The 21188-nt window shown below is 60.8% G+C and carries 22 protein-coding genes; 8 read left to right on the top strand and 14 right to left on the bottom strand.

Annotated elements, in window-relative coordinates; translation table 11 throughout:
- Positions 1 to 135: 135 nt before the first annotated feature.
- From cueR to SNL23_RS16555, 3 genes are all read right to left on the bottom strand, one after another.
- Complete coding sequence (cueR, locus tag SNL23_RS16565; protein WP_076017943.1) at positions 136 to 537, bottom strand: Cu(I)-responsive transcriptional regulator; 402 nt, start codon at positions 535 to 537, stop codon at positions 136 to 138.
- A complete protein-coding gene (locus SNL23_RS16560; protein ID WP_318302806.1) occupies positions 534 to 2735 on the bottom strand; it encodes a heavy metal translocating P-type ATPase in 2202 nt (733 codons plus the stop codon). The genes cueR and SNL23_RS16560 overlap by 4 nt, the downstream gene beginning before the upstream one ends.
- 184 nt (positions 2736 to 2919) lie before the next feature.
- Positions 2920 to 3300, bottom strand: coding sequence for a hypothetical protein (locus SNL23_RS16555; RefSeq protein WP_318302805.1), 381 nt, complete (start codon positions 3298 to 3300; stop codon positions 2920 to 2922).
- Positions 3301 to 3447: 147 nt separating this feature from the next.
- Between SNL23_RS16555 and SNL23_RS16550 the strand changes: the two genes are divergently transcribed.
- Together SNL23_RS16550 and SNL23_RS16545 are read left to right on the top strand one after the other, a co-directional pair.
- The gene (locus tag SNL23_RS16550) at positions 3448 to 3648 is read left to right on the top strand and encodes a heavy-metal-associated domain-containing protein (RefSeq protein ID WP_318302804.1); all 201 of its coding nucleotides are present in this window, start codon (positions 3448 to 3450) and stop codon (positions 3646 to 3648) included.
- Between the two features lie 86 nt (positions 3649 to 3734).
- Positions 3735 to 4928 carry a multidrug effflux MFS transporter gene (locus SNL23_RS16545; protein ID WP_167664894.1) on the top strand — a complete coding sequence of 398 codons (1194 nt, stop codon included), beginning with the start codon at positions 3735 to 3737 and terminating at the stop codon, positions 4926 to 4928.
- Between the two features lie 5 nt (positions 4929 to 4933).
- On the opposite strand, the gene SNL23_RS16540 is transcribed toward SNL23_RS16545, so the two are convergent.
- The 3 genes from SNL23_RS16540 to SNL23_RS16530 all read right to left on the bottom strand — a co-directional run bounded on the left by SNL23_RS16540 (position 4934) and on the right by SNL23_RS16530 (position 6593).
- On the bottom strand, positions 4934 to 5113 hold the full coding sequence (locus SNL23_RS16540; RefSeq protein ID WP_003211153.1) for a hypothetical protein: 180 nt from the start codon (positions 5111 to 5113) through the stop codon (positions 4934 to 4936).
- Between the two features lie 145 nt (positions 5114 to 5258).
- On the bottom strand, positions 5259 to 6272 hold the full coding sequence (locus SNL23_RS16535; RefSeq protein ID WP_318302803.1) for a zinc-binding alcohol dehydrogenase family protein: 1014 nt from the start codon (positions 6270 to 6272) through the stop codon (positions 5259 to 5261).
- Between the two features lie 27 nt (positions 6273 to 6299).
- A complete protein-coding gene (locus SNL23_RS16530) occupies positions 6300 to 6593 on the bottom strand; it encodes a putative quinol monooxygenase (protein ID WP_010174107.1) in 294 nt (97 codons plus the stop codon).
- A gap of 117 nt (positions 6594 to 6710) precedes the next feature.
- Here SNL23_RS16530 and SNL23_RS16525 point away from each other — a divergent pair, with 117 nt between their 5' ends.
- On the top strand, positions 6711 to 7640 hold the full coding sequence (locus SNL23_RS16525) for a LysR family transcriptional regulator (RefSeq protein WP_167664897.1): 930 nt from the start codon (positions 6711 to 6713) through the stop codon (positions 7638 to 7640).
- Positions 7641 to 7778: 138 nt separating this feature from the next.
- Positions 7779 to 8471, top strand: a complete 693-nt coding sequence (locus SNL23_RS16520; protein ID WP_076017936.1) for an ArsR/SmtB family transcription factor — start codon at positions 7779 to 7781, stop codon at positions 8469 to 8471.
- Here the strand turns inward: SNL23_RS16520 and SNL23_RS16515 are convergent.
- Complete coding sequence (locus SNL23_RS16515) at positions 8468 to 9421, bottom strand: adenosine deaminase (RefSeq protein WP_008430770.1); 954 nt, start codon at positions 9419 to 9421, stop codon at positions 8468 to 8470. The genes SNL23_RS16520 and SNL23_RS16515 overlap by 4 nt on opposite strands.
- Before the next feature lie 194 nt (positions 9422 to 9615).
- Here SNL23_RS16515 and SNL23_RS16510 point away from each other — a divergent pair, with 194 nt between their 5' ends.
- The gene (locus SNL23_RS16510) at positions 9616 to 10704 is read left to right on the top strand and encodes a calcium:proton antiporter (RefSeq protein WP_318302802.1); all 1089 of its coding nucleotides are present in this window, start codon (positions 9616 to 9618) and stop codon (positions 10702 to 10704) included.
- 155 nt (positions 10705 to 10859) lie between these two features.
- On the opposite strand, the gene SNL23_RS16505 is transcribed toward SNL23_RS16510, so the two are convergent.
- The 3 genes from SNL23_RS16505 to SNL23_RS16495 all read right to left on the bottom strand — a co-directional run bounded on the left by SNL23_RS16505 (position 10860) and on the right by SNL23_RS16495 (position 13427).
- The gene (locus SNL23_RS16505) at positions 10860 to 12218 is read right to left on the bottom strand and encodes an 8-oxoguanine deaminase (RefSeq protein ID WP_318302801.1); all 1359 of its coding nucleotides are present in this window, start codon (positions 12216 to 12218) and stop codon (positions 10860 to 10862) included.
- A 145-nt stretch (positions 12219 to 12363) separates the two neighbouring features.
- Complete coding sequence (locus tag SNL23_RS16500; protein ID WP_076017933.1) at positions 12364 to 13050, bottom strand: SDR family oxidoreductase; 687 nt, start codon at positions 13048 to 13050, stop codon at positions 12364 to 12366.
- Positions 13051 to 13076: 26 nt separating this feature from the next.
- Positions 13077 to 13427 (bottom strand): MerR family transcriptional regulator, encoded by a 351-nt coding sequence (locus SNL23_RS16495; RefSeq protein WP_076017932.1) that lies wholly within the window; start codon positions 13425 to 13427, stop codon positions 13077 to 13079.
- Positions 13428 to 13510: 83 nt separating this feature from the next.
- On the opposite strand from SNL23_RS16495, the gene SNL23_RS16490 reads away from it, so the two are divergent.
- Complete coding sequence (locus tag SNL23_RS16490) at positions 13511 to 13903, top strand: hypothetical protein (RefSeq protein WP_318302799.1); 393 nt, start codon at positions 13511 to 13513, stop codon at positions 13901 to 13903.
- A 302-nt stretch (positions 13904 to 14205) separates the two neighbouring features.
- Here SNL23_RS16490 and SNL23_RS16485 read toward each other — a convergent pair whose 3' ends face one another.
- The 4 genes from SNL23_RS16485 to SNL23_RS16470 all read right to left on the bottom strand — a co-directional run bounded on the left by SNL23_RS16485 (position 14206) and on the right by SNL23_RS16470 (position 17948).
- Positions 14206 to 14787 carry an IMPACT family protein gene (locus tag SNL23_RS16485; protein WP_076017930.1) on the bottom strand — a complete coding sequence of 194 codons (582 nt, stop codon included), beginning with the start codon at positions 14785 to 14787 and terminating at the stop codon, positions 14206 to 14208.
- 12 nt (positions 14788 to 14799) lie between these two features.
- On the bottom strand, positions 14800 to 15459 hold the full coding sequence (locus SNL23_RS16480; RefSeq protein ID WP_318302798.1) for a TetR/AcrR family transcriptional regulator: 660 nt from the start codon (positions 15457 to 15459) through the stop codon (positions 14800 to 14802).
- An 87-nt stretch (positions 15460 to 15546) separates the two neighbouring features.
- Positions 15547 to 16941 carry a uracil-xanthine permease family protein gene (locus tag SNL23_RS16475; protein WP_076017929.1) on the bottom strand — a complete coding sequence of 465 codons (1395 nt, stop codon included), beginning with the start codon at positions 16939 to 16941 and terminating at the stop codon, positions 15547 to 15549.
- An 86-nt stretch (positions 16942 to 17027) separates the two neighbouring features.
- A complete protein-coding gene (locus SNL23_RS16470; RefSeq protein WP_010174131.1) occupies positions 17028 to 17948 on the bottom strand; it encodes a LysR family transcriptional regulator in 921 nt (306 codons plus the stop codon).
- A gap of 126 nt (positions 17949 to 18074) precedes the next feature.
- On the opposite strand from SNL23_RS16470, the gene SNL23_RS16465 reads away from it, so the two are divergent.
- Positions 18075 to 19424, top strand: a complete 1350-nt coding sequence (locus SNL23_RS16465; RefSeq protein WP_008430786.1) for an aspartate aminotransferase family protein — start codon at positions 18075 to 18077, stop codon at positions 19422 to 19424.
- A gap of 39 nt (positions 19425 to 19463) precedes the next feature.
- Positions 19464 to 20957, top strand: coding sequence for a CoA-acylating methylmalonate-semialdehyde dehydrogenase (locus SNL23_RS16460; protein ID WP_318302797.1), 1494 nt, complete (start codon positions 19464 to 19466; stop codon positions 20955 to 20957).
- The last annotated feature ends 231 nt before the right edge of the window (positions 20958 to 21188 follow it).

Below are 21188 nucleotides of genomic sequence, written 5' to 3'. Positions count from 1 at the left end.
GCGAGTGGATATCCAAATGTGGGAGCGGGCTTGCTCGCGAATGTGTAGTGTCAGTCAATACATCAGTTGACTGATCCACCGCTTTCGCGAGCAAGCCCGCTCCCACATTTGCTTTGTGCAGTCAGTTAAATCTCGTCAGGCGCAACAACTGCCCGACGCCAGTTCCTTGAGAATCGGGCAATCCGGCCGATGATCACCCTGGCAGTGTTCCACCAGGTCCTGCAACGTATCGCGCAACTGCCCCAACTCGCGGATCTTCTGGTTCAGCTCATCGATATGCTGGCGGGCCAATGCCTTGACGTCGGCACTCGCACGGCCCCGGTCCTGCCAGAGGGTCAGCAACTTGCCAACCTCCTCAAGGGAAAATCCCAAATCCCGCGAACGCTTGATAAACGCCAGGGTGTGCAAGTCATCGGCACCATAAATGCGGTAGCCGCTGTCGGTGCGATGGGCGGCTTTCAACAAGCCGATGGACTCGTAATAACGAATCATCTTGGCGCTCAGGCCACTTTGGCGTGCTGCTTGGCCAATGTTCATGGACGTTCGTCCTCCAGATCCTTGGGTTTCCAGGTTTTCAACAGCAGCGCATTACTCACCACGCTGACGCTGGACAGGGCCATGGCCGCACCGGCCATTACCGGGTTGAGCAGGCCGAACGCGGCCAGCGGAATGCCGATCAAGTTATACACAAAGGCCCAGAACAGGTTCTGTCGAATTTTCGCATAGGTCTTGCGGCTGATTTCCAGCGCGGCGGGCACCAGGCGTGGGTCGCCGCGCATCAGGGTGATCCCGGCGGCGTGCATGGCCACGTCGGTGCCGCCACCCATCGCGATGCCGATGTCGGCCGCGGCCAGGGCCGGTGCGTCGTTGATGCCGTCACCGACCATCGCTACCACGCCGGTCTTCTTCAACTCGGCGACGGTAGCCGCCTTGTCCGCAGGCAACACCTCGGCGTGCACGTCGTCGATGCCCAAGGCTTCGGCGACCACGCGGGCGCTGCCACGGTTGTCGCCGGTCAGCAGGTGGCTGCTGATGTGCCGAGCCTTGAGTGCTTGTATTGCTTGCAGGGCGCCCGGTTTGAGCGTGTCGCCGAAGGCAAACAAACCCAGCACGCGGGGCTGCGGGCCTTGCTCGATCAGCCAGGACAAGGTGCGGCCTTCGGCCTCCCAGGCGCTGGCCGAGTCGGCGAGATCACCGGTGCTCAAGCCCGTTTCCTCCAGCAGGCGACGGTTGCCCAGCGCCAGTTGCCGACCGTCGAGAGTGCCTGCGATGCCGCGCCCGGTAAGGGATTGGCTGGCGCTGACATCGGCCACGTCCAGGCCCTGTTCGGTACAGGCATCCAGCACCGCCTTGGCCAGCGGATGTTCACTGCCTCGTTGCAGCGCCCCGGCCTGTTGCAGCAGGGCCGCTTCATTGCCATCGACGGCGGCCAAGTGCGCAATTTTCGGTGCGCCGGAGGTCAGGGTGCCGGTCTTGTCGAATACTACGGCGCTGACTTCATGGGCGCGCTCCAGGGCTTCGGCATCCTTGATCAGGATGCCGTGGCGGGCGGCGACGCCGGTGCCGGCCATGATGGCGGTGGGTGTGGCGAGACCAAGGGCGCAAGGGCAAGCGATGACTAACACGGTCACGGCATTGATCAGCGCAACTTCCAACGGAGCGCCATACAGCCACCAGCCGATCAGCGTGGCCAAGGCCAGCACCAGCACCACCGGCACGAACACCTGGCTGACCTTATCCACCAGTTTCTGGATCGGAGCCTTGGCGGCCTGGGCGTCTTCCACCAAGCGGATGATCCTTGCCAATACGCTCTCTGCGCCAAGGGCCAGGGTGCGCACCAGCAGCCGGCCTTCGCCGTTGATGGCGCCGCCAGTGACTGCATCGCCAGGCTGCTTCGGCACCGGCAGGCTTTCACCGCTGATCAGCGCCTCGTCGGCATGGCTTTGGCCTTCAACCACCTCTCCGTCCACCGGGAAGCGCTCGCCGGGTTTGACCAGCACCAGGTCATTCAGCTTGAGGGCGGTGATGGCAACATCTTGCTCGCGCCCGTCGATCACTTGAATCGCCCGCTCCGGGCGCAAGGCTTCCAGGGCGCGGATGGCACTGGCGGTCTGGCGCTTGGCGCGGCTTTCCAGGTATTTACCCAGCAGCACCAGGGCGATCACCACCGCTGAGGCTTCGAAATACAGGTGGGGCATCGTGCCCGCGGACGCCGTGAGCCATTCATAGATACTCAGGCCGTAACCGGCGCTGGTGCCGATGGCTACCAACAGGTCCATATTGCCGGCTCCGGCGCGTACGGCTTTCCAGGCGGCGATATAGAAGCGCGCGCCGAAGATGAATTGCACCGGGGTGGCCAGGGCAAATTGAACCCAGGCGGGGAGCATCCAGTGCAGGCCGAACGGTTGCACCAGCATCGGCAGCACCAACGGCGCGGCGAGCAGGATCGCCAACAGCAGCGACCAGCGTTCGTGGCTCAGGCGTTGTTCCTGGCTGGCCTGGGTGGCGGTTTCGCTTTGGGGCAGGGTGGCCGTGTAGCCGGCCTTGTCGACGGCGGCGATCAGGACGCTGGGGTCCATTTGGCCGAGCACTTCGATGTGGGCGCGTTCGTTGGCCAGGTTGACGCTGACGCTTTGCACCCCGGGCACTTTGCCCAGTGCCCGTTCAACCCGCCCGGCGCAACTGGCGCAGGTCATGCCGCTGATCGGCAGGTCGAAGGTGGTGGATCCGTTCATGGGCAGTACTCCAAGAGAGATTGCCCATAGGATCAACCTTGACCTGCGGGGAAGGTCAAGACGCTTTTTTACTGTAGGAGCGAGCTTGCTCGCGAAAAACCTGAGAGCGCCGCGTTCATTCAGGATAGGCGCGTTATCGTTCACGACCTTCGCGAGCAAGCTCGCTCCTACAGGTTTTCGGGGCTTAGTATTCCAGTGCGGCCGGCTTCAGGTACATGCCGTCCGGACCTTGCGCGATACGCAGCTTGCGCACGTCGCCCGCCTTCAACGTGATGTTTTGCGCCGGTGGGGCGAGCATGCCCGGCAAGCAGCCCTGGGATTGCCCCGGCAACAATTTCAGGCGTAGCGACACATTCCCGGCCGGCAAGTTGAAGGAGGTGGCCTGCTCCTGGAACAGCCGCCCGGCCAACTGGTCTTGAATGTACAAACCAATCTCGCAGTTGGTCGGCACTTCGAGGCGCTCCCGGGAAATGATCAGCACCGCATAATCTTCATCCGCGCTGGCAGGTGGCACAGCAGCAAACAAGCCCAACAGGCTGACAAGGCCAAAAAACGACCAGCGCATGGTGAATTCTCCGAGGTTTACATCGTGGATAGGTGCAGCTTGGCCGAGGGCGCGAATGAATGCCAGCCCGGCCGATGTTTTCAGAACTTGACCTTGCCATCGTGGCAAGGTCAAAACTGCGGGCAACCTCATCAAAGGAGTCATGTCATGCAAGTATTCAGCGTTGAAGGAATGACCTGCGGCCACTGTGTTCGCTCGGTCACCCAGGCGGTGCAGGATAAGGACCCGGCAGCCAGCGTGCGCGTCGACCTCGCGGCAAAGGAAGTCGGAGTGGAAAGCAGCCTGCTGTCGCCAGCGGAGGTGATCAACCTGATCAGCGAAGAAGGCTACAGCATCAAGCTCGCCTGACTTTCTGATAGTTAGCGAGCTAACTTAATGTTCAAGGCACCCATGCCCGGCTAGACTGTCGGGCTGCCGACTCACCTGGGTGCCTGATGAACCTTCGTATAATCCTGATTTTGGGGGCCTTGAGCGCGTTCGCGCCATTGGCCATCGACTTCTACCTGCCGGGTTTCCCGGCCATGGCCGTGGCATTCGGCACCGACGAAAAACATATTCAGCTGACCTTGGCCGTGTACTTCACGGGCCTGGCGATCGGCCAGCTGATCTATGGGCCGCTGGCGGACCGTTTTGGCCGACGCGGGCCGCTGCTCAGCGGCGTCACCCTGTTTACCCTGGCCTCGTTCGCGTGTGCGTACGCGCCTTCTCTGGAATGGCTGATCGGCGCGCGTTTCGTCCAGGCCCTGGGCGGTTGCGCGGGCATGGTGATCTCCCGGGCGGTGGTCAGCGATAAATGTGACGCGGTGGGCTCGGCCAAGGTGTTTTCGCAGCTGATGCTGGTCACCGGGCTGGCCCCGATCCTCGCGCCGCTGGCGGGCGGGGTGATGGTCGGTATCTGGGGCTGGCAGTCGATATTCCTGGCGCTGACGGCATTCAGTGTGATGGCGGCCATCGCGGTAGCGGTCGGGCTGCCGGAAAGTTTCCCCGCCCATCAACCGCGCCAGCCGCTGTCGGGCGCGCTGCGCCAGTACGGCCGGTTGTTGTCGGACCGGGTGTACCTGGGCTATGCCTTGACCGGTGGTATCTCGATTGCCGGCATGTTTGCCTACATCGCGGGCTCGCCTTTCGTCTTTATCAAACTCTATGGCGTGCCCGCCGAGCACTATGGCTGGGTCTTCGGCTCCAACGCCGCCGGCTTTATCCTGGTGGCACAGGTCAATGCGCGCTTGCTGGCCTCACGCGGCCCGGCGTTTTTGCTGTCGCGCACGGTATGGGTCTACCTGGCGGCGGGCCTGTCGTTGCTGGCAATTACTGCACTGCGCACTGACGCCTTGTGGCCTTTGCTGGTGCCGCTGTTTATCTGCATCGCCAGCCTGGGCTGCATTTTGCCCAACACCTCGGCCTGCGCCATGAGCGGGCAGGGCGCGCGGGCGGGCAGCGCGTCGGCGTTGCTCGGTTGCATTCAGTTTAGTGTGGCAGCTGGCGCGGCGTCGTTGGTCGGCGTGTTGCACGATGGCACGGCGATGCCGATGGCAATGGTCATCAGCTTGTGTGGCGTGCTTGCGGTGACGTTCGCGATGCTGACCCAGCGCCTGCAGCGCCAACGGGCACTGCAAGCGGCGGACTGAGCGGGTCAGCCAGCAGAACGCTGCTGGCTTTCGGGGAATCGGTGAGGGGCCTGGATACGGGTTTGCAGGGTGTCGGCAAACGCGCGGGCTTCGGCCTCACTGCGGAAGGTAAAGGCGTTCTGGTCGAGACGGACCTGCCATTTGTTGCCTTCGGATCTTGCTAGCGCTTTTATCAGGATCTTCATTGCTGACTTCCTCACGTAAATTGCGTGGCAAAGGCGGCCAATATAAACCCGAATACGCTCACAAATATGACAAGGATCAAGTCTCTGACTAGCGGTGTCGTCCATTACTCACATGAATAACAGACGACACTGACAGAACCTTTCCTTAGAACCCTTCCAGCACGATCTTGCCCTTGGCCTTGCCGCTTTCCAGCAGTTCGTGGGCGCGGCGCAGGTTGGCCGCGTTGATCACGCCAAAGTGCTCGCCCACCGTGGTTTTCAGGGTGCCGGCGTCGATCAGTTCGGCCACGCGATTGAGCAGGTTGTGCTGCTCGATCATGTCGCTGGTCTCGAACATCGAGCGGGTGTACATGAACTCCCAATGCAGCGACAGGCTCTTGCGCTTGAGCTTGCTGATATCCAGCGCCTTGGGATCGTCGATCAGCGCCAGTTTGCCTTGTGGAATCAGCGCTTCTACCAGTTGGTCCAGGTGCTGGTCGGTCTGGGTCAGGCTGGCGACATAGTTCACCTGCGGATGGCCAGCGTTTTTCAATTCTTCGCTCAACGGTTTGCTGTGATCGATCACCAGGTCGGCGCCCAGGTCCTTGGCCCATGCTTGGGTTTCAGGCCGGGAGGCGGTGCCGATGACTTTCAGGCCGGTAAGCTGTTTCGCCAGTTGGGTCAGGATAGATCCCACACCACCCGACGCACCGACGATCAGCAGGCTCTGGCCTTCATCGGTCTTGCCTTCGCGCACTTGCAGGCGTTCGAACAGCAACTCCCAGGCGGTGATAGCGGTCAGCGGCAGGGCGGCGGCGTCGGCAAACCCGAGGGTTTTTGGCATGTGGCCGACGATGCGTTCATCCACGGTGTGCAGTTCGCTGTTGCCGCCGGGGCGTACCAAGGAGCCGGCGTAGAACACCTTGTCACCGACCTTGAACAGGTTCACTTCACTGCCCACGGCCTTGACCACGCCGGCCACGTCCCAGCCCAGCACTTTGGCGGCGCCGTTTTCCGGGGCGACGTTCTGGCGCACCTTGGTGTCCACCGGGTTCACCGAGATGGCTTTGACTTCCACCAGCAGGTCGCGGGGGCCGGCGACCGGTTCTGGCAATTCGATGTCTTGCAGGGATTTTGGATCGTTGATGGGCAATGCGGCGTAGTAGGCGATGGCTTTCATGATGGTTTCCAAAAAGGGGTCGGTTGATCAGGCAAGAAACTTCAGGCGCTTGAGTTCGAAATGCTCGAGCACGTCGGCAGCCTTGGCGCGGAAATTCTGGATATGGGCGCTCTGGTCGTGGTCGGCCAGCGCGGCGTCGTCGCTCCAGCGTTCGAGCATGTAGAAGGTCTCGGGGTGTTGAAGGTCCTGGTGCAGGTCGTACTGCTGGCAGCCAGCCTCGACGCGGGTCGGTTCCAGCAGCTCGCGCAGCAGGGTTTCCAGGGTGGCTTGTTGGCCGGGTTTGGCGATCAGCGTGGCGATGACGTTAAAGGCAGCAGACATATTCGACTCCAGATACGTGATGAACGGGATGGACAGATGATTGGCTATTTCTCTCGAAGATAAAACCCGCTAAAAGAGCAGTCTCTTTCAACATTTTTTTGATAATGGGCGGTCAGCGTGCTGCGTTTTGATGACTTGCAGTTGTTTGTGCGTGCGGCAGACCTGGGCAGCCTTTCGGCGGCGGCGCGGGTCATGGACATGTCGGCGGCGGTGGCCAGCGCGGCGTTGAAGCGTATCGAACAGCAACTGGGCGCACGTTTGCTGGCGCGCTCCACCCGCAGCCTGCGCCTGACCGCCGAGGGTGAGGGCTTTCTGGAGTACGCCCGTGCCGCCTTGAGCAGCCTGGATGAAGGCCGGCGCTTATTGGCCAGTGGCCAGGACCAAGTCAGCGGGGTGCTGCAACTGTCGGCGCCGTCGGACTTTGGGCGTAACCAGCTGTTGCCCTGGCTGGATGAGTTCCAGCGCGAATACCCCGACCTGAGCGTACGCCTGCTGTTGGGCGACCGGATTGCCGACCTGTTCCGCCAGCCGGTGGACATCGCCCTGCGCTACGGCGAGCCGGAAGATTCCAGCCTGATCGCGCTGCCCATCGCCCCGGACAACCACCGCGTGCTCTGCGCCGCCCCCAGCTACCTGGCGCGGCATGGCGAACCGCGCCATCTGGAACAGCTCACCCAACACAATTGCCTGCTGTATATGCTCGGCAGCCGGGTGCATGACCATTGGGGTTTCAACGATGGCAAGCGCGACGTCAGCCTGACCGTGACCGGCGACCGATTCAGCGACGACGCCGATGTGGTGCGGCGCTGGGCGGTGGCCGGGGTGGGTATCGCCTACAAGTCCTGGCTGGATGTCAGCTCTGATGTGCTGGCCGGGCGCCTGCGCCTGATCCTGCCGGAGCTGCGGGGCGAGCGCACGCCGCTCAACCTGCTGTGCGCCCATCGCGCGCAACTGAGCAAGCCGATCAATCTTCTGCGGGAAATGCTCGTTGCTCGTTGTGCGACATTGACTGCGCAGTTGCCGGAGCGGTCCGCCCCTACACCCTAACTCCGGGAATATCGGGAAATTTCCTTCAGCCTCTGTCCTTGGTTGCGCTGTAAGACGGCACGGAACCCGGCGTTTTCACGCTTATACTTTTCCGCGAACTGCAGCAGACGAATGATTCAACAGGGAGTGAATGAGCACATGGAACAGGCACCTTGCATCAGTCAGATCGCCAACCTGCTGGCCGACCCGAAACGCACCGCGATGGTCTGGGCGTTGATGGACGGCTCGGCTAAACCTTGCGATGAATTGGCTACGTTGGCGGGGCTGTCGTCGGCCTCGGCGAATGCTCATCTGACACGTTTGACGGCCGGCGGGCTGTTGCGCGTCGAGGCCCGTAGCGGCAAACGCTTTTTCCGTATGGCCGCCGCCGACGTGGGCGCCGCCGTGGATGCCCTGGCCTGCACCACCATGGCCAGCGTTGCACGCAGTACGCCCACCCATTCCCAGTCACTGATTGCGCCTCTCGCTTTGCGGCGGGCCAGGCTCTGCCATGGCCACCTGGGCGGCGAACTGGCGGCGGGTTTGTATCAACGGATGATGGCAGCAGGGTGGATCGAACGTGCGGAGCAGCGCACTGAAGTGACACCGCTGGGGGCGCGCAAACTCGCTGCGCTGGGGATTTTTACCCAGGCACTGGTTCAGCCGGTCGTGTGTGATTGTTTTGATTGGAGCGAACAGCAGCCGCACCTGGGCGGTGCGTTGGGGGTCGCGCTATTGCAACTGTGTTTGCAGTCGAACTGGGTCAGTGTGATCAATGAGTCTCAGGTGCTGCAGGTCAGTGAAGCCGGGCAAATGGAAATTGCCCGGCTCGCCAGACCGGTCGTTGGTTAAGGCTTGACCAACCGTGCATCCAGGCTGTTTTGCGCCAGGCGCTTGGCCTGATCCTGGGTCATGCCCAGGGAGGTGTACAGCGCATGGAAGTTCTCGGTGACATAACCGCCGAAGTACGCCGGGTCATCCGAGTTCACCGTGACCTTCACCCCACGCTCAAGCATGTCGAGGATGTTGTGCTGGGACATGTCGTCAAACACGCAGAGCTTGGTGTTGGACAGCGGGCACACCGTCAGCGGGATCTGCTCGTCGATGATCCGCTGCATCAGGCGTTCGTCTTCAATGGCGCGTACACCATGGTCGATACGCTGGATTTTCAGCAGGTCGATGGCTTCCCAGATGTACTCCGGCGGGCCTTCTTCGCCGGCGTGGGCGACGGTCAGGAAACCTTCGTGACGGGCACGGTCGAACACGCGCTGGAACTTGCTCGGCGGGTGACCCATTTCCGAACTGTCCAAGCCCACGGCAACAAACGCATCACGGAATGGCAGCGCCTGGTCGAGGGTTTTTTCGGCTTCTTCTTCGCTCAGGTGGCGCAGGAAGCTGAGGATCAAACCACTGGTGATACCCAGTTGCTGCTCGCCGTCTTTCAACGCGGCGGCGATGCCATTGAGCACCACTTCGAACGGCACGCCACGGTCGGTGTGGGTCTGCGGGTCGAAGAACGGCTCGGTGTGGATCACGTTCTGCGCCTTGCAGCGCAGCAGGTAGGCCCAGGTCAGGTCGTAGAAGTCCTGGGAGGTGCGCAATACATCGGCGCCTTTGTAGTAGAGGTCGAGAAACTCTTGCAGGTTGTTGAAGGCGTAGGCCTTGCGCAGGGTTTCGACGTCGTTCCACGGCAGCGCGATTTTGTTGCGTTCGGCCAGGGCGAACAGCAGCTCAGGCTCCAGCGAGCCTTCCAGGTGCAGGTGCAATTCAGCCTTGGGCAGGGCGTTGAGCCAATCGTACATTTATAAATTCTCATCAGGTGCAATGGCGGCATTCTACAGGCGCACGCCGAAATAATCGGCAAAACCTGACCAAGCGGTGAGCATCCGCGAACGTCGTGCAAGCGATGCGTGAACTAAGGTGTAACGAAACGTTAGCGGCGCGGTGCAGTCTGTACCCCATCAATGACGGATTCGCCGCGTTCAAAAGGCCTGCAATGCTCACATCTATCAAGCAAGAAAAATTCATGCTGTTGGCGCTGATTGCCGCCATCGCCGCATACCCGCTGGAGCACTGGATGCTGCACAGCGGGCAGATGGTGGCGCTGCTCGGCGGCATAGCGCTGATCGGTTTTATCGTCGTAGCCTCGATGCGCGTGGCGCATCACGCCGAGCAACTGGCGGAAAAGGTTGGCGATCCCTACGGCACCATGATCCTGACCCTTGCCGCCGTGTTGGTGGAAGTGGTGATCCTGGCGATCATGATGAGTAACGAGCCGTCGCCGACCCTGGTGCGCGACACCATTTATTCGGCAGTGATGCTCGACATCAACGGCATCCTCGGCCTGGCGGCGCTGATGGGCGGGATCAAACATGGCGAGCAGTCCTATAACGACGATTCCGCGCGGACCTACAGTGTGATGATCCTTACCGCCATGGGTGTGTCGATGGTGGTGCCGGAATTTATCCCCGAAGCCGACTGGAAAATTTACTCGGCCTTCACCATTGGCGCGATGGTGGTGCTGTACACGTTGTTCCTGCGGATGCAGGTGGGGCCTCACAGTTATTTCTTCAGCTACAGCTACCCGGAAAAACGCCGCAAGAAACAGCCGGAAGAAGAGTCGCCGCCGATTAACCTGGCGTTCTCTGTCGGGACTTTGGTGTTTGGCGTGATCGTGATTGGTGCGTTGGCCGAGGTGATGTCCAAGACCCTCGACCTGGGCCTGGAAGGAACCGGTGCTCCGCCGGTGATCACGGCGATCATCGTGGCCGCGATTTCCGCTGCGCCGGAGATTTTGACCGCGTTGCGCGCAGCACTGGCTAACCGCATGCAGTCGGTGGTGAACATCGCGCTGGGTGCGTCGCTGTCGACAGTGATCCTGACGGTGCCGGTGATGGAAGCCATGGCTCTGTACACCGGCCAGCCGTTTCAGATGGCGATGACGCCGGTGCAGACGGTGATGGTGTTTATCACGCTGATTGTCAGTGCGATCAACCTCAACGATGGCGAAACCAACGCCATCGAAGGGATGACCCATTTTGTGTTGTTTGCGACGTTTATCATGTTGTCGCTGTTGGGGTTGTAACCGATCCTCAAAACACCGCAGAAATAATTGTGGGAACCGGGCTTGTGTGGGAGCGGGCTTGCTCGCGAATACGGAGTGTCAGTCGCCAGATATATTGACTGACCCAACGCTTTCGCGAGCCAGCCCGCTCCCACATTTTGAGGGTGTTTCTTCAGTTAAGTCCGGTTGATCAGTTCCCGTGCCGCCTGGCTGTGATCGGCAATCAAGCCTTTCAGGTCCAGGCCCTCAACCTGCCCGTCGATCACCCGCCATTTGCCGCCGACCATCACCCGGTCCGCCCGGTCGGCGCCGCACAGCAGCAGTGCCGAAATCGGGTCATGGCTGCCGGAAAAGCGCAGCTCATCCAGTTTGAACAACGCCAGGTCCGCCTGTTTGCCTACGGCCAGTTCGCCGATATCGCTGCGGCCGAGTAACTGTGCCGAGCCTTTCGTCGCCCAACCCAGCACCAGCTCCGGGGTGATCTTCTCCGCCCCGTAACGCAGCCGCTGGATGTACAAAGCCTGACGCGTTTCCAGGATCATGTTCGACGCATCATTGGACGCCGATCCGTCCACGCCCAGGCCAATCGGTGCGCCGGCGGCGAGCAGGTCGAGGGTCGGGCAAATCCCGGATGCCAGGCGCATGTTGGAACTCGGGCAATGGCAGATCCCCGTTCCGGCCGCACCGAGGCGTGCGATTTCTTCCGGGTTGAAGTGAATCCCATGGGCCAGCCACGTACGCGGGCCGAGCCAGCCGACGCTGTCGAGGTAATCCACAGTGCGCAGGCCGAAACGCTGCAGGCAGAAGTCTTCTTCGTCGAGGGTTTCTGCAAGGTGCGTGTGCAGGCGCACGTCGAGGTTGTTGGCCAGTTCGGCGCTGGCTTCCATGATTTCCGGGGTGACGGAAAACGGCGAGCAGGGCGCCAGGGCGATCTGGATTTGCGCGCCGTCGCCGCGCTCGTGGTACTGGCGGATCAGACGGCGGCTGTCTTCCAGAATCACTTCGCCCTGTTGCACGGTTTGCTGCGGTGGCAGCCCGCCGTCGGCCTCGCCCAGGCTCATTGAGCCGCGGGTGAGCATGGCGCGCATGCCCAGTTCACGCACGCTGTCGACTTGTACGTCGATCGCATGTTCCAGGCCTTCCGGGAACAGGTAGTGGTGATCCGCTGCGGTGGTGCAGCCTGAGAGCAGCAATTCCGCGAGGGCGACTTTAGACGCGAGGGCGAGTTTTTCCGGGGTCAGTCGCGCCCAGACCGGATACAGGGTCTTCAGCCACGGGAATAACGGCTGGTTAACCACCGGCGCCCAGGCGCGGGTCAGGGTTTGATAGAAGTGATGGTGGGTGTTGATCAGCCCCGGAAGGACGACATGCTCACGGGCATCGAAGACTTGTCCGCAGGGCACGGCGGGCTCTTGTCCCCAGCCCAGCACTTCGGTGATCACACCGTCTTGCAGCACCAGGCCACCACGGGCGTCGAGGCCATTGGCAGTGAAAATCGCGAGGGGGTTTTTTAACCAGATACGGGTCGCAGGCATTGGCCGGCTCCTCTGAATGATGGGTTCAGGTTTGCCAGCTCAGTGTTGCCCTGTCTGCTGATCCAGGGTCGCCGGGAAGGGCGAGGTGCGCAGTGTACGGGTGGATCGTTATCGACGGCAATCGGCCGATAACGATCGCGGTTTTTTACCAGGCGATGGTCTCGCCTTTGTAGTCCACAAAGTGATGGCCACCCTTACCACTGTAGGCATTCACCTGGTCGATCAGGCCGCGCACGCTGGTGGGCACGTCGATGTGTGCGTTTTCGCCGCCCATGTCGGTTTTCACCCAGCCCGGGTGCAACGACAGCACGGTCAGTTTTTGATCACCCAACTGGGTAACGAAACTGTTGGTCATGGAGTTGAGGGCGGCCTTGCTGGCTTTGTACAAGGCCAGGTCCGAGCCGTCGGGGATGGTCACGCTGCCCAGGATCGAACTCATGAAGGCCAGCACGCCAGTATCCGGGCGGATCTGCCCGACAAAACGCTGGGCCAGGTTGATCGGCGCCACTGCGTTGGTGAAGAACAGTTGGCCGACTTCGGCCAGGGTGGCGTGGCCCGGTTCCTGATTGGCCGGGCCTTTGACGCCGGCGTTGACGAACAGCAGGTCGAAGGTTTTTGCCTTGAGGCGCTGGCTCAGGGCGATCACGGCCTGTTGGTCATCCATGTCGAGCTTTTCGATCTGCACCGGGCCCAGGGCCTTCAAGGCATCGGCCTTTTGCGGATCGCGCACGGTGGCGGTCACGTCCCAGCCGTCCGCCAGCAGTTGCTTGGCCAGGCCAAGGCCCAGGCCCCGGGAGGCGCCGATAATCAGTGCGGTTTTTGAAGTGGACATGAATGGCTTCCTTTGACGGTGGAGGTTCACGGGTTCAGTGGACAACGCTGGCCGAGCCTTTGCTGCAACTCCTGGCGCAGTTGGTCGAGTTCGGCGATGCGGGTTTCGATCAGGTTGAGCTTGTCTTGCAACAGTTGAGTGACGGCGCTGTCGGGATCTGGAGCTTGCCATAGTGCGCCGACGCTGTTGCCGATTTCAGCCAGGCTGAAGCCCAGGCGCTGGGCGGTCTTGATGTACAGCACCAACTGCACCATGTCGGCGGGATAGTCGCGGTAGCCGTTGGCACTGCGTTGTGCGGCAATCAACCCGCGTTGCTCGTAGAAGCGCAGGGTGTCGCGGCTGACCTGGCTGGCCTGGGCTAATTCGCCGATACGCATGCGGAGGGCTCGAAGGGGCTTGACCCTGGAGCATACTCCAGGCTTTAGCGTGCTGGCTTCTTGAATTGAAGGAGCTTGCTGCTATGTGGACTGCACACCAATACCGTCAACTGGTTCGGGCCAGCGGTTGGTACGATTTGATCGTCACCGCGGCGCTGGTCACCCCCTGGACCTTTGTTCTGCTGCATAACGCTTTGGTGGCGTTGAATCTGCCCGGCGAACTGCCGCCGTTCGCGCCTGTGCATATGTTGATGGCCAACCTGATGGGCTCGATTGTGTGCGTGTGGTCGGTGCTGCGAATCCGTGATCCCCAAGCGATATTCGGCCGCTATGACGCCGCCGGCCGGGTGTTATTTGCGACTTGGCAGATTTACGCGCTGGCCCACGGCGCAAGTCTAGTGTTGGTGGTTGTCGTGGTGTTTGAAGTGCTGTGGGCGGTGGCGCAGTTGATGCCGGTGCGCCGGGCAGCAAATTGATCAAAAAACGCTCAGTTGCGCCGGGGCGTTGCGGGCTCTGCTGCCGGCTCACTCTTGCACGGGTTATCCACAGGTTGCTCCACAGTAATTGTGCGCAAGCGTGATCGGTGGATATAAGCGCTGCGACCCTTTGTTCTAAAGGACATAACCCGCCTAACTGACTGTTTTTGAGCTGGATTAATACGTTAGTGCAGCGGGCTGAGCAAAAACTGAACAACCGCCTGAAAGCCTTGTGACAGAAGGGTTACAGGCGAGTGTGCTCAGGTTATCCACAGGCAGGTGCACAGTAGATGTGGGCAGTTTCAGCGCTCCAGCAGAATGCGCCCGCGGCTCAGGTCGGCGAGCTGGGTTTGCAGGGTGTCGATATGGGCTTCGCCGAGGGCCAGTTGCAGGTCGACGCCATTGGCGGTGAAGACTTCTTCAACCACCAGCCCGCCCAGTTCGGCCACTCGCAGTTTCACCAACTGCAGCTCGGCAAAACCACAGGAGCAACTCAGCGGCACACGTTTGATCAACTCGACGCGTTCGGCGGCTTGCAGGCATTTGTTGGCGCCGCCGCCATAGGCCCGGGCCAGGCCGCCGGTGCCCAGTTGGATGCCGCCGTACCAACGGATCACCAGCACTACGACTTGGTCGCAATCCTGCGCTTCGATCGCGGCCAGGATCGGGCGCCCGGCCGTGCCGCCGGGCTCGCCGTCATCGTTACTGCGGTATTGATCGCCGAGTTTCCAGGCCCAGCAGTTGTGCGTAGCGTTCAGGTCGCTGTGCTGGTCGATGAAGGCCTGGGCGTCCTGGGGGCTGCTGATGGGGGCGGCGAGGGTAATGAAGCGGCTTTTGCGAATTTCTTCGCGAAACTCGCAAAAGCCGGTAAGCGTGAAAGGCATGGGTAACTTCGTTTAGAGGGCCGGCTTGATGCCACAGCCTTTGAGAATGATCTGGATAAGGTTGGTGCCGGCGTCTTCCATGTCCTGCTTGGTCAGCTTGGTGCGACCGGTCACCCGGCAGATCTGCGTGGCGAAGTCGGCATAATGCTGGGTGCTGCCCCACAGCAGGAAGATCAGGTGCACGGGGTCGATGGGGTCCATCTTGCCGGCGTCGATCCAGGCCTGGAACACCGCCGCACGACCGCTGAACCAGGCGCGGTAGTCCTGGCTGAAATATTCGGTCAGGCATTCGCCGCCACTGATGATCTCCATCGCAAAGATCCGCGAGGCTTGTGGCTGGCGCCGGGAGAATTCCATCTTGGTGCGGATGTAGCGGGTCAGGGCCGCGGCCGGGTCATCCTCGGCGGTCAGGGTGTTGAAGGTGCTGTCCCAGAGTTCGAGGATGTTGCTGAGCACGGCAATGTACAGGCCCAGCTTGTTGGTGAAGTAGTAGTGCAAGTTGGCTTTCGGCAACCCGGCACTCGCCGCGATGGTGTTCATGCTGGTGCCTTTGTAGCCATGACGGGCGAACTCGTCTTCGGCGGCCTGCAGAATCGCTTGTTCGTTCTTTTGCCGAATGCGGCTTGCAGGTTTTCCGGCGTGGTTGCTGTGGGCAGGAACTTCGAGGCTCATGGAGGTTTCCGTGCAGATCGATGAATACGACGTGTGCACAGATAACCCACCCTCAAGCCCCAGACAAGTCCCGATACGATAAAACCATCAAAGCGGCTCCAGAGTGTCGCTTTCCAGGGCCTGGTTTGCGGCATTCGCGGTGGCCTTGGGTTCGGGCAACAACAGGCACAACACAATGGCGGTCAGGCCGCCGCTGGTGATGGCGGAGTCGAACAGGTTTTGCACCAGCGTTGGCATCAGGTGCAGCAGGTTTGGCTGGGCGGCGATCCCCAGGCCGACGCCGAACGAGGTGGCGATGATCAGCATGCTGCGTCGGTCCAGCGGTGCCTGGGCGAGGATGCGCACCCCGGCGGCGGCGACGCTGCCGAACATCACCAGGGTTGCCCCGCCGAGTACCGGTTTGGGGATTTGTTGCAGCACCGCGCCAATCAGCGGAAACAGCCCGAGACAAAACAGCACGACGCCGATGTACAGGCCAACGTAACGGCTGGCGACGCCGGTCAGTTGGATCACGCCGTTGTTCTGGGCGAAGGTCGTGTTGGGAAAGGCGCTGAAGGTAGCGGCGATCATGCAACTGATACCGTCCCCCAGCACGCCGCCCTTGAGCCTGCTTATATAGGAAGGGCCGCTGATGGGTTGGCGGGCGATCATGCAATTGGCGGTGAGGTCGCCGACGGTTTCGATGGTGCTGATCAGATAAATCAGCGCCACCGGTAGGAAAGCGCTCCAGTCGAAGTTGAAACCGAAATGGAACGGTGTAGGCAGGCTAATCAATGGCAGGTCAGGCAGGGCCTGCGGCACCAGTTTGCCGCTGAACCAGGCGGCGAGGCTGCCCAAAGCCAGGCCGATGATGATGGCGCTGAGGCGTACCCATGGGGTGTTCGAGCGGTTGAGCAGGATGATGGTCATTACCACGAACACACCGAGTGCCAGGTTGGTCGGGGCGCCGAAGTCCGGGGCGTTGAAGCCGCCGCCCAAGTCGGTGATGCCGACCTTGATCAGGCTGATGCCAATCAGGGTGATGACAATGCCGGTGACCAAGGGCGTGATCACTCTTCTCAGTTGGCCGATAAAGCGGCTCAACACCACCTGCACTGCCGCGCCGAAGAAGCACACGCCAAAGATCATCGCCAGGATGTCTTCCGGGCTTCCGCCGCGTTGTTTGACCAGGAAACCTGCCGACAACACCGCACCGAGAAACGCGAAGCTGGTGCCTTGCAGGCAGATCATCCCGGCGCCAATCCCAAATGGCCTACGCGCCTGGATGAATGTGCCTACACCAGAAACCATCAACGCCATGCTGATCAGGTAGGGCAGGTGGGCGGTGAGACCGAGGGTGGAACCGATGATCAGCGGTGGAGTAATGATGCCGACAAAGGCGGCTAATACATGCTGCAACGCGGCAAGCAATGCAGGCAAAGGTTTGGGCCGATCGTTGAGGCCGTAGATCAGGTCGCTGGGGTTTTCGGATTCTGGCGGCATGGTGGGGAGCTCATGGCTGATGGTTCGAGATCCCCTTGCCTTGCAAAAAGCTGTCCAGTTGCTCAGGTTTTTCTGTAAGGCCCGTGTTAGCGCGTTGCGGCCAGACTTTCGAGAAAACTTTCCAGCACCAAATGAGGGCGACGGCCCTTGCGCGTGACCGAAGCGAGGCTCAAATCGTAAAAACGTGTAGCCGGTTTCAGCGCACGCAGTCGGCCTTGTTGTACCCACAGGCTGGCGTAGTGGTCGGGCAGGTAGCCGATGTAGCGGCCGGTCAGGATCAGGAAGGCCATGCCTTCGCGGTCCGAGGCGCTGGCGGTGCAATTGAGTGCCTGGTAGTGCGCCTGGATATCGGCGGGCAGGCGGAAGGTCGGGGCGATGGCGTCCTGGCTGTTGATGCGTTCGTCGTCCAGTTGCTTGTCGTCGGCGTAAAACAGCGGGTGGCCGACTGCGCAGTAGAGCAGCGAGCGTTCGCTGTACAGCGGCTGGTATTCAAGCCCCGACAGGGCGCTGGCCTGGGGGACTACGCCGACGTGCAGGCGACCGTCGAGCACCCCTTGTTCGACTTCATTGGGGGCGATCATGCGGATCTGGATCTGTACGTCCGGGCCGCGCTCCTTCAACTGTGCCAAGGCGTGGGTGATGCGCATGTGGGGCAGGGTGACCAGATTGTCGGTCAGGCCGATGATCAGTTCGCCACGCAAGTGTTGGTGCAGGCCGTTGACCTCGGTGCGGAAACTTTCCAGGGCGCTGAGCAGTTGCAACGCCGACTGGTATACCTCGCGTCCTTCTTCGGTCAGGGAAAAACCCGCACGCCCGCGTTGGCACAAGCGTAGGCCAAGGCGCTGTTCAAGATCACTCATTTGCTGGCTGATGGCCGAGCGACCAATCCCCAGAACGGTTTCCGCCGCCGAGAAGCCACCGCACTCCACCACGCTGCGAAAGATGCGCAACAGGCGGATATCGAAGTCGCTGACTTGGGCCAGAGGGTCGGGTCGACGGCTGCTCATAGTTTAGTGAAGGCCTGACTGAAGGTTAGAAGAGTTGGGTTTCACAGACTTTATCCCCGTGGCAATTTAGCTGCAACAACGCTTTTCAAATCCCGACGCTGCCTTATGCCTTGCGAGGTTTTGCTCATGAACATGCCCGAAAACGCTCCGTCCACCCTGGCCAGCCAACTGAAGCTGGACGCGCACTGGATGCCGTACACCGCCAACCGCAACTTCCATCGTGACCCGCGCCTGATTGTGGCGGCCGAAGGCAGCTGGTTGACCGATGACAAGGGGCGCAAGGTGTATGACTCGCTGTCGGGTCTGTGGACCTGCGGCGCCGGGCACACTCGCAAGGAAATCCAGGAAGCGGTCTCCAAGCAGTTGGGGACGTTGGACTACTCGCCGGGCTTCCAATACGGTCATCCGTTGTCGTTCCAACTGGCAGAAAAGATTACCGACCTTACCCCGGGCAACCTGAACCACGTGTTCTTCACCGACTCCGGCTCCGAGTGTGCCGATACCGCCGTGAAGATGGTGCGTGCGTACTGGCGCCTGAAGGGCCAGGCGACCAAGACCAAGATGATCGGCCGTGCCCGTGGTTATCACGGTGTGAACATCGCCGGTACCAGCCTGGGCGGCGTGAACGGCAACCGTAAGATTTTTGGTCAGGGCCTGATGGATGTTGACCATCTGCCTCACACCCTGTTGGCGAGCAATGCGTTCTCCCGTGGCATGCCGGAGTTGGGCGGTATTGCCTTGGCGGATGAGCTGCTCAAGCTGATCGAGTTGCACGATGCGTCGAACATCGCCGCGGTATTTGTTGAACCGATGGCGGGTTCCGCTGGCGTGCTGGTTCCGCCGCAGGGTTACCTGAAGCGTCTGCGCGAGATCTGCGATCAACACAACATCCTGTTGGTGTTCGACGAAGTGATCACCGGCTTCGGTCGTACCGGTTCGATGTTTGGTGCCGACAGTTTCGGTGTGACCCCGGACCTGATGTGCATTGCCAAGCAAGTCACCAACGGCGCGATCCCGATGGGCGCTGTGATTGCCAGCACCGAGATTTATCAGACGTTCATGAATCAGGCGACGCCTGAGTACGCGGTGGAATTCCCACACGGCTACACCTACTCGGCTCACCCGGTGGCGTGCGCGGCCGGCCTGGCGGCACTCGACCTGCTGCAGAAGGAAAACCTGGTGCAGAGCGTGGCCGAAGTCGCACCGCATTTCGAAAATGCATTGCACGGCCTGAAGGGCAGCAAGAACGTGATCGACATTCGTAACTACGGCCTGGCCGGTGCGATCCAGATTGCGCCGCGTGACGGTGATGCGATTGTGCGTCCATTCGAGGCCGGCATGGCCTTGTGGAAAGCCGGCTTCTACGTGCGCTTTGGCGGCGACACCTTGCAGTTCGGGCCAACCTTCAACAGCAAGCCGCAGGACCTGGATCGCTTGTTCGATGCGGTCGGCGAAGTGCTGAACAAGATCGACTGATTTCTCCTTCTATATAGAACAACTTTTCAGGAGCCCTGCATGAGCCTCATCCAGCATTTGATCAACGGCCAACTGGTGACCGAGAACGGTCGCACGGCTGACGTGTACAACCCGTCGACTGGCCAGGTGATTCACCAGGTGCCATTGGCCAGCCGCGAAACCATTCAAACTGCCATCGACTCGGCCAAGGCTGCGTTCCCGGCCTGGCGCAACACGCCACCGGCCAAGCGTGCCCAGGTGATGTTCCGTTTCAAGCAGTTGCTGGAGCAGAACGAAGCGCGCATCTCCCAGTTGATCAGCGAAGAGCATGGCAAGACTCTGGAGGATGCGGCGGGCGAACTGAAGCGCGGGATCGAGAACGTGGAGTACGCATGCTCGGCGCCGGAGATCCTCAAGGGTGAGTACAGCCGTAACGTTGGCCCGAACATTGACGCATGGTCTGACTTCCAGCCGTTGGGTGTGGTGGCCGGTATCACGCCGTTCAACTTTCCGGCGATGGTGCCGTTGTGGATGTATCCGCTGGCGATCGTCTGCGGTAACTGCTTCATCCTCAAGCCGTCGGAGCGTGATCCAAGCTCGACGCTGCTGATTGCACAACTGTTGCAGGAAGCGGGCTTGCCTAAAGGCGTGCTGAGTGTGGTACACGGCGACAAAGGCGCGGTGGATGCGCTGATTGAAGCGCCGGAAGTCAAAGCATTGAGCTTTGTGGGTTCGACACCGATTGCCGAGTACATCTATTCCGAAGCGACCAAGCGCGGCAAGCGTGTGCAGGCGTTGGGCGGGGCGAAGAACCATGCGGTGCTGATGCCGGATGCGGATCTGGACAACGCGGTCAGTGCCTTGATGGGCGCGGCGTATGGTTCGTGCGGTGAGCGTTGCATGGCGATCTCTGTTGCCGTGTGTGTTGGCGACCAGGTAGCGGATGCGTTGATTGCCAAGTTGGTGCCGCAGATCAAGGCGCTGAAGATCGGTGCGGGCACTACCTGTGGCTTGGACATGGGGCCGCTGGTTTCCGGTCAGGCGCGGGATAAGGTCAGCGGCTATATAGAAGACGGCGTTTCTTCGGGGGCCGAACTGGTAGTCGATGGTCGTGGCTTGAGTGTTGCCGGTCATGAAGACGGCTTCTTCCTGGGTGGCTGCCTGTTTGATCGCGTGACGCCTGAGATGCGCATCTATAAAGAAGAAATCTTCGGGCCGGTGTTGTGCGTTGTTCGGGTGAATAGCCTGGAAGCGGCCATGCAGCTGATCAACGATCACGAGTACGGCAACGGTACCTGCATCTTCACCCGTGACGGTGAAGCTGCGCGGTTGTTCTGTGACGAGATTGAAGTAGGCATGGTTGGCGTCAACGTGCCGCTGCCAGTGCCGGTGGCGTATCACAGCTTTGGTGGCTGGAAGCGTTCGCTGTTTGGCGACTTGCATGCTTATGGGCCGGATGGGGTGCGTTTCTACACCCGTCGCAAGGCGATTACCCAGCGCTGGCCGCAACGGGCCAGTCATGAAGCGTCGCAGTTTGCCTTTCCTAGTTTGTAGGTTCGGTAAGTAGAAGGCCGGCCCCTTGGGGCCGGCCTTTGCTTTTCAGGGCTTTTTTGACCGATATGGCAGTATTGTGAAAAAAGGTGTTGACGGCAGATTCTGGAAGTCTATAATTCGCCCCACTTCCGGCGCAGTCGAAACGGAAAACTCCTTGGTAAACAAAGAGTTATGTAGGTTTCGACAGCGAGCTGCTTCAGATCATCGAAGCCCAGAAGGAGTTAGTAAGGC

It is taken from the genome of Pseudomonas sp. SED1 (assembly GCF_034044025.1).
Taxonomy (GTDB): Bacteria; Pseudomonadota; Gammaproteobacteria; order Pseudomonadales; family Pseudomonadaceae; genus Aquipseudomonas.
The sequence above is the reverse complement of the archived record's forward strand: the minus strand, read 5'-3'. Positions and strand labels throughout refer to the sequence as shown.

What these genes read in the sequence shown, in the direction of transcription:
- cueR (WP_076017943.1), bottom strand. Translation starts at nt 537, where the DNA reads ATGAACATTGGCCAAGCAGCACGCCAAAGTGGCCTGAGCGCCAAGATG.
- SNL23_RS16560 (WP_318302806.1), bottom strand. Translation starts at nt 2,735, where the DNA reads ATGAACGGATCCACCACCTTCGACCTGCCGATCAGCGGCATGACCTGC.
- SNL23_RS16555 (WP_318302805.1), bottom strand. Translation starts at nt 3,300, where the DNA reads ATGCGCTGGTCGTTTTTTGGCCTTGTCAGCCTGTTGGGCTTGTTTGCT.
- SNL23_RS16550 (WP_318302804.1), top strand. Translation starts at nt 3,448, where the DNA reads ATGCAAGTATTCAGCGTTGAAGGAATGACCTGCGGCCACTGTGTTCGC.
- SNL23_RS16545 (WP_167664894.1), top strand. Translation starts at nt 3,735, where the DNA reads ATGAACCTTCGTATAATCCTGATTTTGGGGGCCTTGAGCGCGTTCGCG.
- SNL23_RS16540 (WP_003211153.1), bottom strand. Translation starts at nt 5,113, where the DNA reads ATGAAGATCCTGATAAAAGCGCTAGCAAGATCCGAAGGCAACAAATGG.
- SNL23_RS16535 (WP_318302803.1), bottom strand. Translation starts at nt 6,272, where the DNA reads ATGAAAGCCATCGCCTACTACGCCGCATTGCCCATCAACGATCCAAAA.
- SNL23_RS16530 (WP_010174107.1), bottom strand. Translation starts at nt 6,593, where the DNA reads ATGTCTGCTGCCTTTAACGTCATCGCCACGCTGATCGCCAAACCCGGC.
- SNL23_RS16520 (WP_076017936.1), top strand. Translation starts at nt 7,779, where the DNA reads ATGGAACAGGCACCTTGCATCAGTCAGATCGCCAACCTGCTGGCCGAC.
- SNL23_RS16515 (WP_008430770.1), bottom strand. Translation starts at nt 9,421, where the DNA reads ATGTACGATTGGCTCAACGCCCTGCCCAAGGCTGAATTGCACCTGCAC.
- SNL23_RS16510 (WP_318302802.1), top strand. Translation starts at nt 9,616, where the DNA reads ATGCTCACATCTATCAAGCAAGAAAAATTCATGCTGTTGGCGCTGATT.
- SNL23_RS16505 (WP_318302801.1), bottom strand. Translation starts at nt 12,218, where the DNA reads ATGCCTGCGACCCGTATCTGGTTAAAAAACCCCCTCGCGATTTTCACT.
- SNL23_RS16500 (WP_076017933.1), bottom strand. Translation starts at nt 13,050, where the DNA reads ATGTCCACTTCAAAAACCGCACTGATTATCGGCGCCTCCCGGGGCCTG.
- SNL23_RS16495 (WP_076017932.1), bottom strand. Translation starts at nt 13,427, where the DNA reads ATGCGTATCGGCGAATTAGCCCAGGCCAGCCAGGTCAGCCGCGACACC.
- SNL23_RS16490 (WP_318302799.1), top strand. Translation starts at nt 13,511, where the DNA reads ATGTGGACTGCACACCAATACCGTCAACTGGTTCGGGCCAGCGGTTGG.
- SNL23_RS16485 (WP_076017930.1), bottom strand. Translation starts at nt 14,787, where the DNA reads ATGCCTTTCACGCTTACCGGCTTTTGCGAGTTTCGCGAAGAAATTCGC.
- SNL23_RS16480 (WP_318302798.1), bottom strand. Translation starts at nt 15,459, where the DNA reads ATGAGCCTCGAAGTTCCTGCCCACAGCAACCACGCCGGAAAACCTGCA.
- SNL23_RS16475 (WP_076017929.1), bottom strand. Translation starts at nt 16,941, where the DNA reads ATGCCGCCAGAATCCGAAAACCCCAGCGACCTGATCTACGGCCTCAAC.
- SNL23_RS16470 (WP_010174131.1), bottom strand. Translation starts at nt 17,948, where the DNA reads ATGAGCAGCCGTCGACCCGACCCTCTGGCCCAAGTCAGCGACTTCGAT.
- SNL23_RS16465 (WP_008430786.1), top strand. Translation starts at nt 18,075, where the DNA reads ATGAACATGCCCGAAAACGCTCCGTCCACCCTGGCCAGCCAACTGAAG.
- SNL23_RS16460 (WP_318302797.1), top strand. Translation starts at nt 19,464, where the DNA reads ATGAGCCTCATCCAGCATTTGATCAACGGCCAACTGGTGACCGAGAAC.